This is a genomic window from Algoriphagus yeomjeoni, from assembly GCF_049821175.1.
GTDB lineage: Bacteria > Bacteroidota > Bacteroidia > Cytophagales > Cyclobacteriaceae > Algoriphagus > Algoriphagus yeomjeoni_A.
Map to the genome: position 1 here is coordinate 915551 of NZ_CP187512.1, position 16928 is coordinate 932478.

Sequence of the window (16928 nt, forward strand, 5' to 3'; positions counted from 1 at the left end):
GTGGAAAAACTCATAGAACTTGAGATTCTGGGACTTTCGTCCAACCATTCCCAATCCGGGTCATTTACCTTGGTGTTAGGGGAAGTTGGTGGAGCAAGACGTTTGCCGATAGTGATCGGTATGTTTGAAGCTCAGGCGATCGCCTTAGAAATCGAAAAGATTGTTCCAAATCGTCCCATGACGCATGATTTGTTTAAGTCATTTGCCTCAGGGTTCAATTTTGATATTGAAAGAATCGTAATTACTGACATGAAAGAAGGAGTCTATTATGCTAAAATCCAGTGTAAAGGAGACAAGATTGAGACAGATGTAGATGCTCGTCCTTCTGATGCCATAGCAATTGCGATACGGTTTGGAAGTCCTGTATTTTGTACTGAAAAAGCCATGGCCGAAGGAGCTGTGGAGCATTATGAAGTAGAAAAGAAGGATGAAAAATCTCCACCGAAACCTTCCACACAAAAATTCACGACTAAAAAAGAACCTTCTTTAAAGGATTTCAGCTTGGACAAGCTCAATCAGATGCTTGATAAAGCGATAAATAATGAGGATTATGAGCGAGCAGCTCGTATCCGAGATGAAATCAATAAAAGAAACTAATACAATGTAAGGCCCGAGCTAGTTCGGGCCTTTTTTTATTGGATTTTTGTAACTGCAGCGAGCGCGAAGGTATCGCAGAGAGCGCAGTTGTCCTGCTTCCTAATTTAGTTCAAGTCTTCTGACTTGGACTTAAGTAAATAAAGTCTTCAGACTTCCAAATTCCCTTCCAATTGTCATACTTAATGGTAAAGTATGTGTTTAAATGTAGATTTTATGCATAAATCTTGAAGAGTAAATACTTTATTATATCCATTTCAAAATCGGCTATTCTGTAGAGGACTGGTCTATAAATGGTCATTTAAAGATGTGTCTCTAAATAGTTTCAGTCGGGAGACTGCATTGAGGATGGTCCAAGCCTGTCTGCCGACAAGACAGGTCTGAAGACTTGAACCAAAATCAGCTTACTGCGACTGCTCACTGATCACTTTTACCCCTAATTCTCATTTTATAGCCTAACCTCACAAAACATGATTGTTTTATGAACCTGCGTTCCTTATTTTTAGGCCTTATCTGCAATAATTACTGAATGGATTACTTAAGAGGAGTCTTTGGGCTGGCCGTCATCGTTTTGGTGGCTTTTATTTTTTCAAGCAACAAGAAAAAAATCGATTGGAGATTAGTAGGAATAGGTATTTTACTGCAGCTGGTTTTTGGATTTTTAATCACTCAAGTTCCTATCGTAGAAAGTGGCTTTGCAATGGTCAGTCGTGGCTTTGTGAAGTTCCTAAGCTTTAGCCGGGATGGAGCAGCATTTATTTTTGGGGATTTGGCTGGTGACAGTTATGGTTTCATTTTCGCATTTCAGGTTCTTCCCACAATTATCTTCTTTTCTACGGTTTCAGCTGGATTATATTATTTAGGTATTCTTCAGAAAGTAGTTTTCGGAATTGCTTGGGTTATGGCAAGAACGATGAGACTATCCGGACCTGAGAGCTTGTCAGCAGCTGGAAATATCTTCTTAGGACAAACAGAAGCTCCTTTGCTAGTTCGCCCATTTATACCTCAAATGAGTAAATCTGAATTGATGTGTTTGATGACTGGAGGAATGGCTACCATTGCAGGTGGAGTGCTAGCTGGTTATGTGGCTTTTCTGGGAGGAGATAATTTGGAAGAGCAAAGTAGGTTTGCAGCTTATCTTCTGGGAGCAAGCATCATGAACGCTCCAGCAGCAATCGTAATGTCTAAGATGTTTATTCCTGAAGTCGAAAAAGAATTGGTTCAGGATAAACTGGAAGTAAACGAAGAAGCGATGGGGGTGAATCTCATCGATGCGATGTCTATTGGAGCTTCAGAGGGGTTAAAACTAGCGCTGAATGTAGGAGCAATGCTTTTGGCATTTATTGCTGTGATCGCTGCCCTCAATTATTTGTTGATGGGAATCTTAGGCGATGTGACTGGTCTAAATGAATTTGTGGTAAGAACCACCAATGGGCAGTTTCAGGGCTTTTCTTTGGAATATCTTTTCGGTCAGGTCTTCCGGGTATTCGCCTGGGTGATCGGAGTGGAGTGGTCAGATACACTTCAGGTAGGTAGTTTGCTTGGTCAGAAAACTGTTATTAACGAATTCGTGGCTTATCTCAGTCTTTCGGAAATGAAGGAACTGGGAAGTTTAAGTCCGAAGTCTATCGTCATTGCTACTTATGCGCTATGTGGATTTTCTAACTTCAGCTCTATTGCAATTCAGCTTGGTGGCATAGCCATTATCGCTCCAAACCAACAAGCAAATATCAGCCGCTTAGGCCTTAAGTCTTTACTTGCAGCATCACTTGCTTGTTTGATGACTGCTACGATTGCAGGGATGTTGTTTGGGTGATTTTTGAGTAGGGAGTGATTAGATGCAAGTATTATGACGCAAGACTTAAGACAAAAGATATTGAGGCAAAGGATGTTGATTCATAAGAGTACAGATAGTAGGACATATCGTTGATGAAATTGAAGTCGAATGTTTTTGAGTCGGTACTAGCCATACTAACAATGTTAAGTATGGTTGGGTTTTTCTTTCACCTATATGAATTACTTAATCCAAATGCTACTCAAGGAAATCCTTTTAAACTTTATGATAACAATGCGGGAATTATAATTATCTCTATTACCTCGCTTTTGGCAAGAGTGGTTTTTGTTGTTTGTTTTTTATTACTGGCCAGTGATAAATTCAAGTATAATAAAAGAGTATTAACTGCTTACATTTTCACTGCTCTGACAATTGGATTTCTTCAATGGTTTGAACTTTATTATGGTTCGACCTTTTATTATGGAGAAGTTAGAGATAAACAAGGATTGGCGTTCCCTCTTTTATCTTGTTTTATGGTTACAATGATAATTTGGAAACTCAACTATTCTAAGAGTGATAATGCTAATTTGAATTTGAAATTCATTCTAACAATTTTAGTTAATGTAGGGCTTTATTTTTTGTGGGGACAAGTATTTGAAGCTTGGAATTTATGGCAGTCGTGAGATTAAAAAGTTTTTTTTGCGGCAATGATTATTGAAATCACTATTGTCTATTAATGATTTGTCATAGTTTACCAATCGTGCCTTTGGCACTCCGGATCACCTAATTTTTGAAAGGACCCCGAATTTCGCTTGGCTGTATTCGGGGCTTTTACTGGAATTGCCTTTGGCAATTTTCCAGAATCAAAATGAGTCACACATTAATTCAAAAAATGCTATAAAGATTTGGGTTTCGTCTTGTGCTGAAGGCACAATCTGTATCAGCCCAGAATAACATTCTGGGTTCTAAATTAATCGGAGATTTTTCTGAGTGCCGACGGCACGATCCGTAAAACAGTCTATAATCCATAAAAAGAGGTAGTAAATTGAATTCATCAGAACTTACCACCTCTCACTCTCACTTTTTTGCAAAAATTTTGACTTATAAGACAAACTACTTACTTATCCCCGTAAAGCTTTTTCCCCGCTTCTTCATACTTATCACCAGCAACCCACATTGGTTGAATTTCAGAATTAGCTATTTTCTGCGCAGCTAGGATATATGATTTCCAGTAAAGTGTCGCATAGTCCAAATCAACTGAATCAACTTCATCCCCAGCTTTGTGATAGTATTTATTGATTTCATCATCGAAAGCCGTGAATCCAAGGCTGAAAGTAGGAGCAGGGATGCCTTCTTTAGCGAAGTTTACATTGTCAGACCTGTCGTAAAGACCTTGCTCCGGAGCAGGATCCGCTATTGCTTTCAATCCAAATTCTGCAACTGCTTCTGATACTAGATCATCGGCTGTGGTTCTTCCAAGACCGATTACTGTAATTACAGAAGTGTCATTATATCCTGCACCGTCAATATTCAGGTTATAGATTAACTGGTTCAAGGGTATCAATGGATTTTCAGCAAAATATCTACTTCCCAGTAATCCTTTTTCCTCAGCAGTCCAAAGTGCCAAAAGTACTGATCTCTTTGGAGGGTTTTTAGCAAAGAACTTAGCGGCATTCATCACGGCCACCGTTCCGATAGCATTGTCACGGGTTCCATTATAAATAGAATCACCTTCTGCATCTGGTGTTCCTATACCCACGTGATCATAATGTGCCGAAAGCATAACAAACTCATTCTTCAAGTTTTTGTCAGTTCCTTCAATCCATGCAACCACATTTTTACCATCAACTGGAGTATTGTTTTTTCCTTCTACCTCAAGTTTGGCAGATTTAGCTTTGCCTGTAGCGATCTCTTTAGGAAGTACATTCGAAAGATCTTTTACCCACATGTATGGAAGTGGGCTTTCGTCTCCGTTATCAATCGTCATTTGAGCGCGATTCAGGTAATTGGCCACTAACTCCCAAGGAATTGAAGGAATGTTAAATCGCTCGATTAAAGCTACTGCGCCTTGTTTTTTGGCATTGGCTGTTTTCTCAGACCCTAGTGAGAACAAATCTGCAGGTCCCATTCTATCGGGTGCGCCTACACTACTTACAGCGATTTTGCCAGTTAGATCCTTGCCTTCAAAATCGGCAGGTGTTCCAAATCCTACATCCACCAATTCGAAAGTTCCAGAAAGTGCTTGTCCATCTAATACCAAGAGATTAACACCTTGACTATAAGTAGAGTCGCCAATGGTAAATTCACCTTTGGAAGGTGGGGAAGAAAGGCGGAAAGGAACGTTTTGAAAATATCCATCCGCTCCAGGAATTGGTTTTGCCCCTGCATCTTGCAGTTGCATTGAAATGTAATCGTAGGCCATCGACATTTCTGGAGCAGCAGGATCTCTACCTTTCAATTCATCTGAGGCTAAGTAGGTGAGGTCTGCAATTGCAGCTCTCTCATTAAATTTTTTATCGATTTTCTTCTTTTGCGCTTCTGCCACAAAAGTAACTGAGAGCAAAAGGGTGAGACCTAAAAGTGATTTTTTCATGTGTTTATAATTTGATTTTTTAAGGCCACATGGAATCTCTCATATCGAGGGTAATTCTCCGAGTATTGCTGATCATTGCTCGATTTCATGGGGCTTATATAATGTATAATCTAAATTAATTGAAATTACGTAAAAGATGGTTTCTATCCTTCTAAATCCAGTTCTGGCCAACCTAGGTCAGAAATGGTTTTTTGGAAATGAAGGGGAAGTGAAGCTGTAACTGTGATAGTCTCTAGAGAAATAGGGTGTTTGAATTCTAGTTTTCTTGCATGCAAAAGTAAGTTCTCCATGCCGAACTGCTTTTCGAAAAACTGGTTCTGCTTATTATCCCCATGTTTTTTGTCCCCTAAGATATAATGACGCAAATGGGCAAGATGACGACGGAGTTGATGCGTTCTTCCAGTTTCAGGTTTCAATTCCAGTATGCTGTAGCGACTGGTAGGATATCTTCCAGTCGTGTCAAAAGGGATTTCTGACTCAGCTATTACTCTATAATGTGTTTGAGCTTCCTGCAGTTTGTTAGAGCGTTCGCTTGTCAATGGATGATCAATCAAATCTGATTTGATAGCAGGGATACCACGCACTGTTGCCAGGTAAGTTTTCTTTACAGATCGATCCGCAAACTGCTCTTTGAGTAGGGGGAGGACTTGTTCATTTTTGGAAAACAGCAAAACCCCACTCGTCGGCCTGTCCAAACGGTGCACTGGATAGACATGCTGACCAATCTGATCACGGAGCATCTGTAATGCAAAGACCGTCTCCTCTGCTGCTATGGAAGTTCGGTGAACCAGCAAACCTGAAGGTTTATTGATCGCAATAAGGTATTCGTCTTCGAAAAGGATTTCTAACACGGGGGAATTTGAAATGATGAATGAAGAATTTAAAATAATGAGAAGTGAAGAACTATCTGTAAGTAATTATTGAGGTTCAGGTTTGGCTACTACTCCTTTACAAAGGGGGGAGGGGGATTTGTCATTTTAGATATAAAATAAGCAGTCTGAAGACTGCAGCATTATCTGCACAAGGCAGAGACTTGCGCTAAAAGCCGGATAAATCGTAAATCCTAAAATATCGTCCCAGATCCTATACTTTCTTCTCCGTCGTACCAAGCGACGAATTGACCTGAAGCAACACCTTTTTGAGGCTGATCGAATATGACGTACAGGCCATTTTCTTTCTGGATCAACGTAGCTCCACTAAGTGGCTGGCGATAGCGGATACGAGCTTCGTATCTTCTAGTTTCACCGATGTTAAGTTTCAAATCTTCTCGAATCCAATGGATATCTTCGTTTTTGACAAATAATCCATCGCGCAGCAAACCAGGATGAGTCTCTCCCAAACCTGTGTAAATCACATTTTCTTGAGTGTCCGTTGAGATCACAAATAGTGGTTTTCCAGTTCCTCCAACATGAAGGCCTTTTCGCTGACCTACCGTGAAGTAATGCGCGCCATTATGCTCTCCCAATACTTTTCCTTGATTCTGAGTGTAGTGCGTTGGCAGAGAAATAGCATCCAAAGTCTCCTGATCATAGTCTTCTGGAGCAATTCCTGCTGGTACTTGCTTATTCTGGTAAATGGCTAGTTCTTCAGGAATTTGAATAATCTGGCCTTTTTTAGGTTTCAATTGCTGCTGAAGAAAATCAGGCAATCGTACTTTCCCGATAAAGCAAAGACCTTGGCTGTCCTTTTTATCCGCAGTGATCAGATCCATTTCCTTGGCTTTTGTACGAACATCTGGCTTTTGCATATGCCCAATAGGAAAGAGAGCTTTTGCCAACTGACCCTGATTCAATTGACACAAGAAATAGCTTTGATCTTTATTTGGATCGGCTCCTGCAAGCAATTGATAGGCTGTTTTACCATCTTCACCCATGGTTTCGCCTTTCTGGCAATAATGACCCGTAGCCACAAAATCAGCTTTTAGCTTTTCAGCAGCTTTCAGGAAAATATCGAATTTGATCTCTCTATTGCAAAGGATATCCGGATTTGGAGTTCTGCCTGCTTTGTACTCCGCAAACATGTAATCCACGATTCTATCCTTATATTCTTCACTGAGATCTATGGCTTGAAATGGAATACCCAGTTTTTCTGCCACCAGCATCGCATCGGTGGAGTCTTCCATCCATGGGCATTCGTTAGAAATTGTAACTGATTCATCGTGCCAGTTCTTCATGAACATCCCGATGACTTCGTAGCCTTGCTCGATGAGTAGGTGAGCGGCGACGGAACTATCGACCCCTCCGGAGAGGCCGACAACTACTCTTGGTCTTTCTTTCATACGCTGTAATAAGTAATGGATTCAAGGTCCATTAGGTTACAATGAGGGCAGAACAACATTTAATTAGAAAATGGTTCTGATTGGGACAAAGTTAAGGGAAATCTATTGTTGTGTAATTTGTTTAAAGTACTCAAATAAAAAAGTCGTTCGTGATGACACGAACGACGGCAAGAGAAATCTAATGAGCAAAGATTTTATTTCGATCCTGATGACATGAACGGTGGCTTAGCTGATTTTAATTAGAGGCGGTAGGCTGATATTTTCCATAAACCGCATCTTTGAACTTCTTGTGAAGCTTAATCTGGTCGTATGGGAAAAGCTGAACAAAGAGAACGGCTGTAATTTCATTGACCGGATCCACCCAGAAAAGTGTACTGGCAGCTCCATCCCAAAAGAACTCACCCACTATTCCATTCATTTCTTCAGCACTTGCTGGAGGAGCTACTCGAACTGCGAAATCAATCCCAAATCCAACATTCCCTTTACTAGGTAGCCAAGACCTCTCCGCCACCGAGTCAGGAAGTTGATTGGTACTCATTAGTTCAACTGTCTCAGGTTTTAAAACACGTACGCCATCAAATTCCCCTTTCTGAACCAGCATTCTTGCAAAAGTCATGTAATCGTCCAAAGTCGAAGTAAATCCAAATCCACCCGGAGTCAATGGCCACTCGTTGATATTGAACCGGTGTGCTTCCTCATTTGGCATTTGCTCGAGTTGACCTTCTCCTGTTCTTCGGTAGGAAGCAGACATTCTTGCTCTTTCACTTTCTGGGACAAAATACCTTGTATCCGTCATTTTAAGTGGATCGAGTACATGTTCTTGTACATATTGCTTGTAAGGAACTCCAGAGATTCTCTCTACTAAAAAAGCTTGAACGTCAACGGATTGTCCGTATTCCCATTGGGTGCCAGGCTGAAACCAAAGCGGAATTTCTCCAATTCTTTTTGCCATTTCTGTCAAATCAAAATCATAGCTTCTAGGGTCTTTTTCCGCTAGAATATCACTTAAGCCAGGAATATCAGCTCTGTTTGGAAAGCCAGCGGTATGCCGGGTTATATCTCGAATAGTAACTGGTCTGTCCGCATCAACGAGTTGGATATCTCCATTTTCATCTATACCATCATAGACTTTCATGTCTGCAAACTCAGGTGCATATTTTGAAAGTGGATCATCCAGCTGGAATTTCCCATCTTCATAAAGCGTCATAAGTGCCGTGCCTGTGATCGGTTTAGTCATTGAGTAGATCTGCACGATGGTATTTCTATCCATCTTCACTTGATTTTCCAGATCAGCATAGCCAAAAGCATTGTAATAGACTTCCCGATCCTTTTCATAAATCAATGCTGAGACTCCTGCAAGATTTCCGCTTTCTACAAAGCTTGAAAGAGTAGAGTCAATTCTTGCCCGGACTTGCTCATTTACCAGTAGTGTTTCAGTGTTGTCTTCTGCCTGCCTTTTTTCACAACTTGAAAAAATAAGGATGGCAAAGGCATAAAGGAATAGGTGTTTCATAGGTATAGGTTATTGGGAACTAGGGTGAATTGAAGTCTACGAAAAATGAAGAGGCTGGTAAAGTAGGATTTAGAGCTTAAAATCCTCTTCCCAGAACTTGAATCCGCCTGTGAAAGCATTTTGATTTGTGCCTAATCTGCAACCTTCAGGTATTTCCGAAAGTAATTTCGAGTTTCCACCACCGAGTAGAATGTCATCAGGCTGGAAAGTGGCACGGAAGATCTCAACAGTTTTCTGTACGTTTTTCTCCCATCTCTTTGATCCGCTTTTGGTCAGATACTCCTTATTCACATATTCTTCAAAAGTCTTTTTCTTAAAAGGTAGGTGTCCGCCTTCTAGTGGAACAATGACATTGTGGATTACCATAGCTGTTCCAAGTCCAGTTCCTAAACCAAGAAAAAGCAATTTTTTACCCTCATATCCACCAAGTGCCTGCATAGCAGCGTCATTTATTATTTTAACTGGGCAATTGAAAGCTGCATGAAAATCAAATTTATTCCATCCTTCGCCAAGGTTTACAGGCTCGGAAACAATTCTGTTTTCTTTGACCATACCTGGGAAACCCATGGTAATCATGTCATAGTCCCATTGAGCGGCATTTTCTTTGACTAATTCGACCATCTCTTCAGGCTTGAAATCAGCCCCAGATGGGATTTTAATTCTTTCTTCAGCACCTGTAGCCAGGATTTTTACATTTGAACCCCCTATGTCGATTACGAGGATTTTCTTTTTCTTTTTTTCCATCCATTGAAACTAAATAGAAATGTTTACTTACAGAAGAAGAAATTGATTCAATTCTCAATTTTGAGAAAAAATAGTAGGGAGTTAATACAAAAGTAATTTCTCCTTTATATGATTTTTCTAGTGCCAAATGCAGAAATCTCCCTTTTCTTACTTTAAATTACAAGTATTACGAGCAGCCCAGATAATCTAAATCGTTTGTAAATATTAAATGATTTGATCTTTTTGAAGTAAAATTTTCAACCTAGCCTATGTCTATCAAAGTTGCCATCCGGCACTATACAAAGTACGAGTACGATCGTCACATTACCCTGAGTCCACAAGTAATTAGGCTGCGGCCTGCACCTCATTCACGAACTCATATTAAGGGATATTCACTGAATATTAAGCCGGAAAATCATTTTATCAATTGGCAGCAAGACCCATTTGGTAATTATTTGGCCAGAGTAGTTTTTCCTGAGAAAGTCAAGTTTTTTGAAATTGACGTGGAAGTGATAGCTGATATGGTGGTGATCAATCCCTTTGATTTTTTTGTGGAGGATTACGCAGGAAATTTCCCTTTTGAGTATGATGAAAATGTAAAAAGACAGCTAGGACCTTATTTGGAGATCAAAGAGTCAGATCCACTTCTGATGAAATTAGTAGAAAAGGCGAAAGCTTTAATTACTAAAGATATTGTCACAGTGGATTATCTAGTTGCGATAAATTCTATGATTAATCAGGAGCTCCGTTATAATTTAAGAATGGAGCCAGGTGTTCAATCTTGTGAAGAAACACTAACATTAGGATCTGGTTCTTGTAGAGACTTTGCTTGGCTGATGGTTCTGGTTTTACGACATGTTGGCTTAGCTTCTAGATTTGCCTCTGGCTATTTGGTACAATTGAAATCAGACGAGAAATCTCTTGACGGCCCATCTGGTCCAGAGGAGGATTTTACTGATTTACATGCTTGGACAGAAGTTTACGTACCAGGAGCTGGTTGGATAGGATTGGATTCCACCTCCGGTTTATTTGCAGGAGAGGGACATATTCCACTTGCCTGTACGCCAAGCCCGCAGGATGCAGCACCAATCACCGGGATGTCAGAACCTGCTGAGACGGAGTTTTTCTTCAAAAATGAAGTAACTAGAATTGAAGAGACTCCTCGAGTGACCAAGCCATACTCTGAGGAACAATGGGAGAAAATATTGGCAGTTGGAGATAGAGTAGATGAAGATTTGGACGCAAATGATGTGCGGTTAACAATGGGAGGGGAACCAACTTTTGTTTCTGTCGATAATCAGGATGCTCCTGAATGGAATACTGACGCTGATGGAGAACACAAGCGCAGTCTATCTAATATTCTTTTTCATAAACTCAAAGGTGAATTTGGAACTGGCGCTTTGATGCAATATGGTCAGGGCAAATGGTATCCTGGAGAGCCTTTACCTAGATGGAAATTAGCGTGTTTCTGGAGAAAAGATGGAGAACCAATGTGGCATAATGATGCCTTAATGGCTGATCTTTCTGTTGATTATAAACTTACCAGTAAGAAAGCTAAAAGTTTTATGAATACGCTGGTCAAGGAAATAAGTGTTGATCCGTTAAATGTGACACCACTTTATGAAGATCCATTTTATTTCATTTGGCAGGAAGGAAAAGTCCCTGTCAATATCAATCCTGCGAAATACAATCTAAAATCTTCCTTAGAGCGTCAAAAGCTTGCGAAGCTCCTCAAAAAAGGACTTGGTAAACCCGTTGGGTATTCGGTTCCTTTGGAATGGGAATATGAAAAAGAAATGTGGCAAAGTTGTCGTTGGAAGTTCCGTAATAAGGATTTGTATTTGGTTCCTGGGAATTCTCCCGCAGGCTTGCGATTGCCATTGGACTCTATTGAGTTTACGCCTCCAGAGGACGAGCCTCTCAAGCCTGAGAATGACTTATTCGCAGAAGTGCAAGCGCTTTCTTCTGGTAAAAAAGCGAAGCGTGTCAAACGAAATCCAATTAATTCCAAGCGAATTTTCAAGACATCGTTGGTAGTGGAAATTCGTGAGGGGAAACTCTTTGTGTTTTTCCCACCAGTCTCTTTCATTGAGCACTATTTGGATTTAGTGCGTGCGGTGGAGCGAACTGCACAAAAACTCAAAGTGCCAATCCTCATTGAAGGTTATGATCCGCCGTCAGATAAGCGAATAGAAAAGATGATGATAACTCCAGACCCTGGAGTGATTGAGGTAAACGTGCAGCCAGCGAAAAGCTGGAAGGAGGTAACTCATAATTATGCGGTGCTTTACGAAAAGGCCCGTGAATCCCGTTTGATCTCTGAGAAATTCAATGTAGATGGAAAGCATACCGGTACAGGTGGGGGAAACCATATTACACTTGGTGGCTCATCTCCAGAAAACAGTCCGTTGTTGAGAAGACCAGATGTATTAAAAAGTTTTATTACTTATTGGCAACATCATCCAGCCCTGTCTTACTTGTTTTCCACACAATTTATAGGACCGACAAGTCAGGCTCCGCGAGTGGATGAGGGTAGAGACGACATGCTTTATGAATTGGAGCTAGCTTTTCAGCAGGTTCCAAATGGAAAAGAGAATGAGATTCCATTTTGGATGGTAGATCGGGTTTTTAGGAATTTACTTGTAGATATTACTGGTAACACTCATAGAGCTGAGTTTTGTATTGACAAACTGTATTCACCGGACTCCAGTAGCGGACGCTTAGGGATTTTGGAATTCCGAGGCTTTGATATGCCACCTCATTACAGAATGAGTATGGTGCAACTTTTACTGATTCGGGCGCTGATGAGCTGGTTTTGGAGAGAGCCGTATGATCATAAATTGGTGCGATGGGGCACTTCTCTTCACGATAAGTTTTTACTTCCTCACTACTGCGAAAAAGATATGCTAGAAGTGGTAAATGACTTGAAAGGAGCAGGCTATGACTTTGATTTGTCCTGGTTTGACCCATTCTTTTCATTCCGTTTTCCATTTATTGGAGAGCTTCAAGTGGATGATATCCATGTGGACTTGAAAATGGCCATTGAACCTTGGCATGTGTTAGGAGAGGAAATGTCTAGCTCGGGAACAGCTCGATATGTAGATTCTTCTTTAGAGCGACTTCAGGTGAAAATCTCAGGATTGACTGAATCCCGCTATCACTTGCTATGCAATGGTCATAGAATTCCTTTGAAAAATACAGGAGTTCAAGGAGAATTCGTAGCAGGAATTCGATATAGAGCTTGGCAACCATATTCTGCCTTGCATCCTACCATTGGAATTGATACACCTCTAGTGATAGATTTGTATGATACCTGGACTAAGAAATCTATTGCTGCCTGCCAATACCATGTAGTGCACCCGGGAGGCAGGAGTTATGATAATTTCCCTATCAATAGCAATGAAGCTGAGTCGAGGAGAATATCTAGGTTTTTTGACTTTGGTCATACGATTAATCCATCTCCAGATGCACCTTTGACTGTTCAGGATGATCAGAAGTCTGGCAGATATATCACTAAACTCGATTTGAAAACAACCTATGATCCTTCACCTGAAATTGTCAATCCAGAATTCCCTTATACGATGGATTTAAGGCGATATAAAAAACGATGATTTTATATTATTTCAGGGTTAATAAGTTCATTTTTGAGGCATGATTGAGTCTTATCTTATTGACAAAATGTTCAATAATGAGCCGTTTCTGGATGAAATGGCCACCGACCAAGGTAAAATACATCCACATTGGGAAAGAATAGCCAAATACTATGAGCAAATAGGCTCGGGTCGTATGGGGCAATTCCACGAGGAAGTTGGTCGTCAACTCCGTGAAAATGGCGTAACATACAATGTTTACGGTGATCCAAATGGGATGAACAGACCTTGGATATTGGACCCAGTTCCGATGGTTTTCAGCAGCGAGGAATGGGAGGGAATAGAGAAAGGCTTACTTCAACGTACAGAGTTACTTAACCTGATTTTAGGTGATTTGTATGGGGATCAGACATTGATCAAAGAGGGAAAGATTCCATTTGAGTTAATATATAATCATGGGGGATTCCTCAGGCAAGCGCACCACATAAAGCTAGGCGGAGAGCAACAGCTCATACAGTATTCATCCGATTTGGCGAGAGGCCCCAATGGAAAGATGTGGGTGCTTCATGATCGCACCGATGCTCCTTCAGGTGCGGGATATACTTTTGAGAATAGAGCTGCAATGACGCGGGTTTTCCCGGATTTGATCCGTGAAAATCATGCGAGAAAAATCACATCTTATTACCAAACATTCAAAAACACACTTACAAACCTTACAAATAACAAGGAAAACCCACGGGTGGTGTTACTGTCACCTGGTCCGACGAATGAAACATTTTTCGAACATGCCTACATATCCTCTTTTATGGGATTTACGCTGGCTTTTGGTGAAGACCTTACAGTAAGTGATGGCTATGTATGGCTAAAAACGATCAAGGGACTCGAGAAAGTTGATGTAATTATCCGCCGTGTTGACGATGTTTTTTGTGATCCTTTGGAATATAAAAGCAACTCCCATCTGGGAGTTGTCGGGCTAATGGAAGCTGTAAGGCAACGCAAAGTATTAGTCATTAATCCATTGGGGTGTAGGGTGTTAGAGAACCCAGGCTTAATGGCATTCTTACCGAAAATCAGTAAACATCTATTAGGTGAAGACTTGATTTTACCTTCTGTAGCTACATGGTGGTGCGGGCAACCAACCGAGATGAAATATGTCTTTGAGCATATAGAATCCTTGGTAATTCGAAATATCTATAGAGGCACACACAAGAAATCTGTTTTTGGTGGCAACCTCAGCAAGGAGGAAATAGAAAAGTTAAAGCGGGAAATCAGACGCAGTCCATACATGTATGTTGGGCAGGAAATGGTTGATTTTTCTACTACGCCATCTTGGATAAATAATAAGCTGGTTGCTAGAAATGCTGTTTTTCGAAGTTATGTAGTCGCAGACACTGAAAATAAAAACTATAAAGTAATGCCTGGAGGGTTGTCCAGAAGCTCTCCAGAGAAGGGGGCATTTTTAGTTTCAAATCAAACAGGCGGAATTAGCAAGGATACTTGGGTTTTAGGTAAAGGAAAAGAAGTTGCAACGCCAGTCGCTAAGGCAATTAAAATTCAGCCTTTGGTTCGAAATGTCCTCCCAAGTCGTACTGGCGAGCGGTTATTTTGGCTTGGTAGGTATTTGGAGCGCGCTGCATATTCTGTACGTTTGATGAGAATGACGCTTCTTTCTTACAATGAAGCGGATGAAGATATTCATGTTCATGATAATCCAGTACTTAGCACTTTGCTGCAAACACTCACCGTAATGACCGGGACATTACCTGGCTTTACGGTAAAAAAGAATCTCAAAAATCCAGAGGTTCAGCTTTTATCTTTAGTTCATGATGTGAAAAAGATGGGGAGTTTGGCCTATTCAATTCAGTCTTTTCTTACGAATGCATATTCCGTACGGGACAGATTGAGCTTGGATACATGGAGGATTCTGGATAGCATTTCTGAAGAACTCGCCAAAATGCGAAATGCAGATACCACCCTGATGCAAGCTTATCAAAGCTTAGATAATATGGTGGTGAAGTTGATGGCCTTTTACGGGTTGAATATTGATAATATGACCCGTGAACCGACTTGGCACTTATTGAACATTGGAAGATTTATAGAATCGGCATCAAACAACTGTTTGATCCTTAAGGGAATGCTGACCAAATCTTTTGATTCTGAATCAAATAAAGAGCTGATGGAGGATACTTTGCGCTGCAATGAAAGTTTGGTGACGTATCGCTATCGATACCGATCTAATTTGGAAATGCATGGGGTGTTGAGCTTGTTGATTCTGCATGAAGACAACCCAAGGTCCTTGATTTTCCAGTTATTAGAAATTGATAATCATTTGAGTACACTGCCAAATCAAGATGAAAAGGAGCTATTTAGCATAGAGCGTAAGAAACTGCTTCAGGCTATCACTAAAATCAGATTGTGCGATATAGACGAAATTTCTATTCCAAATGTAGTAACCCAAGAATTTGTAGAGTTGCGTGTGCTTCTGGATGAGATCATTGGCCTATTGCATGAAACTTCCGATTCTATTTATGAGAAATACTTTAGTCATACAGATACCAGGTATAGTATGATTCAATCTTCTGTTATTCCTGAGATATGAGGTATAAGGTCACACATATCACAAATTATATTTACGATTTTCCTGCGGTGCTCTGTCACAATTTGATGTTCCAGATTCCGCCAGATCTTCCTTTTCAGAATGTTGAAGAATACCTTTGCGAGATCAGTCCAAAGCCAAGTACCGAGATTGAGCGGGTTGATTTTTTCGGAAATAAGTACCTTTATTTTTCTGTGGAAAGATCACACAAGAATCTCACCGTGACCTCTAAAAGTGTTGTTGAGCTCTCTTCTCCATCTTGGGTTTCGGTCAAGCCGGATGAAACAATGCCTTGGGAAAAAGTGGTCGCGTTGCTTCATACCACAAAGACCTCGACAGATGTTCGACAATATTACTTGGAGTCAAAGCATGTGAATTTCATAGATGGGATAGGTGACTATGCTTTAGAATCTTTTACTCCGGGACGGCCGATCATGGAAGCAATGCTAGACTTGAATACACGAATATTCAATGACTTTGCTTTTACACCTGGATTCTCTGATATCAGTACGCCACTGGAGAAAGTGTTCAAGCACAAAAAAGGGGTTTGTCAGGATTTTGCCCATTTTTCCTTAGCGTGCTTAAGAGTGCTAGGTTTGTCCGCACGCTATGTCAGCGGCTATCTTGAGACTTTACCGCCTCCAGGCAAGCCGAAAATGATAGGAGCAGATGCTTCGCATGCTTGGATTGCCGTATATATTCCTGGACATAACTGGGTAGAGTTTGATGCTACTAATAATCTATTGGTAAATGATAAGCATATCCGAGTGGCTGTAGGTCGTGATTTTGCAGATGTCACACCTCTCAAAGGAATTGTCTATAGTGGAAGTAAACAGGAGATGAAGGTGAGTGTGGATGTGAGGAATTTGGAAGAGGTGGAGTAATCTAAGGAGGATTATCCTCCTGACTTCTTTGCCTTGTATCCTGCTGACTGAAGCACTTGAACTACTTTATCCCGATGATCTCCCTGAATGAGGATTTCTCCGTCTTTAGCTGAACCGCCGACGCCACATTTGTTTTTCAGCATTTTTCCCAACTCTTTCAAGTCGTCATCACTTCCTAAGAACCCTTCTATGAGAGTGACTTTCTTGCCTGCGCGGGCTTTTTTATCAAGTAATACTTTCAAATTCTGTTGATTTGGGGCAAGTGTTTCTTCACTTCCTGCATCCTCAGTTTGAAACTCAAAATCATCGCTAGTTGAATAAACAACTCCATCTCGCTTTTTCCAATCGTTATTTTTTTTCGCCATATCAAATGAAAATACCCA

12 protein-coding genes are annotated in these 16928 nt (G+C 40.7%); 6 read left to right on the forward strand and 6 right to left on the reverse strand.

Translation table 11 applies throughout. From position 1 onward, the window contains the following. From ACPUEN_RS03660 to ACPUEN_RS03670, 3 genes are all read left to right on the forward strand, one after another. Window positions 1-597, forward strand: coding sequence for a bifunctional nuclease domain-containing protein (locus ACPUEN_RS03660; RefSeq protein ID WP_425638566.1), 597 nt, complete (start codon window positions 1-3; stop codon window positions 595-597). Between the two features lie 526 nt (window positions 598-1123). Beyond that, entirely contained in the window at window positions 1124-2410 is a 1287-nt protein-coding gene (locus ACPUEN_RS03665; protein ID WP_425638568.1) for a NupC/NupG family nucleoside CNT transporter, read from the forward strand. A 161-nt stretch (window positions 2411-2571) separates the two neighbouring features. Then, window positions 2572-3051 carry a hypothetical protein gene (locus ACPUEN_RS03670; protein WP_425638569.1) on the forward strand — a complete coding sequence of 160 codons (480 nt, stop codon included), beginning with the start codon at window positions 2572-2574 and terminating at the stop codon, window positions 3049-3051. A 434-nt stretch (window positions 3052-3485) separates the two neighbouring features. Here the strand turns inward: ACPUEN_RS03670 and ACPUEN_RS03675 are convergent, their stop codons facing one another. The 5 genes from ACPUEN_RS03675 to ACPUEN_RS03695 all read right to left on the reverse strand — a co-directional run bounded on the left by ACPUEN_RS03675 (window position 3486) and on the right by ACPUEN_RS03695 (window position 9496). Then, a complete protein-coding gene (locus tag ACPUEN_RS03675; RefSeq protein WP_425638570.1) occupies window positions 3486-4961 on the reverse strand; it encodes a M28 family peptidase in 1476 nt (491 codons plus the stop codon). A gap of 143 nt (window positions 4962-5104) precedes the next feature. Continuing rightward, window positions 5105-5812 (reverse strand): pseudouridine synthase, encoded by a 708-nt coding sequence (locus tag ACPUEN_RS03680; protein WP_425638572.1) that lies wholly within the window; start codon window positions 5810-5812, stop codon window positions 5105-5107. A gap of 212 nt (window positions 5813-6024) precedes the next feature. Further along, window positions 6025-7239: a tRNA 2-thiouridine(34) synthase MnmA gene (mnmA, locus tag ACPUEN_RS03685; protein WP_425638573.1), complete on the reverse strand. Its 1215-nt coding sequence runs from the start codon at window positions 7237-7239 to the stop codon at window positions 6025-6027. Between the two features lie 235 nt (window positions 7240-7474). Then, window positions 7475-8752 (reverse strand): serine hydrolase domain-containing protein, encoded by a 1278-nt coding sequence (locus ACPUEN_RS03690; protein ID WP_425638574.1) that lies wholly within the window; start codon window positions 8750-8752, stop codon window positions 7475-7477. Between the two features lie 69 nt (window positions 8753-8821). Beyond that, complete coding sequence (locus ACPUEN_RS03695) at window positions 8822-9496, reverse strand: ROK family protein (RefSeq protein WP_425638576.1); 675 nt, start codon at window positions 9494-9496, stop codon at window positions 8822-8824. A 248-nt stretch (window positions 9497-9744) separates the two neighbouring features. On the opposite strand from ACPUEN_RS03695, the gene ACPUEN_RS03700 reads away from it, so the two are divergent. From ACPUEN_RS03700 to ACPUEN_RS03710, 3 genes are read left to right on the forward strand one after another with little or no spacing between them, the layout of a single operon-like run. Next, the gene (locus ACPUEN_RS03700) at window positions 9745-13086 is read left to right on the forward strand and encodes a DUF2126 domain-containing protein (RefSeq protein WP_425638578.1); all 3342 of its coding nucleotides are present in this window, start codon (window positions 9745-9747) and stop codon (window positions 13084-13086) included. Window positions 13087-13126: 40 nt separating this feature from the next. Continuing rightward, the gene (locus ACPUEN_RS03705) at window positions 13127-15664 is read left to right on the forward strand and encodes a circularly permuted type 2 ATP-grasp protein (protein ID WP_425638580.1); all 2538 of its coding nucleotides are present in this window, start codon (window positions 13127-13129) and stop codon (window positions 15662-15664) included. Further along, on the forward strand, window positions 15661-16545 hold the full coding sequence (locus ACPUEN_RS03710; protein ID WP_425638581.1) for a transglutaminase family protein: 885 nt from the start codon (window positions 15661-15663) through the stop codon (window positions 16543-16545). Before ACPUEN_RS03705 ends, ACPUEN_RS03710 begins: the two co-directional genes overlap by 4 nt. 11 nt (window positions 16546-16556) lie before the next feature. Here the strand turns inward: ACPUEN_RS03710 and ACPUEN_RS03715 are convergent, their stop codons facing one another. After that, window positions 16557-16910, reverse strand: a complete 354-nt coding sequence (locus ACPUEN_RS03715) for a translation initiation factor (RefSeq protein WP_425638583.1) — start codon at window positions 16908-16910, stop codon at window positions 16557-16559. Window positions 16911-16928: the final 18 nt, after the last annotated feature.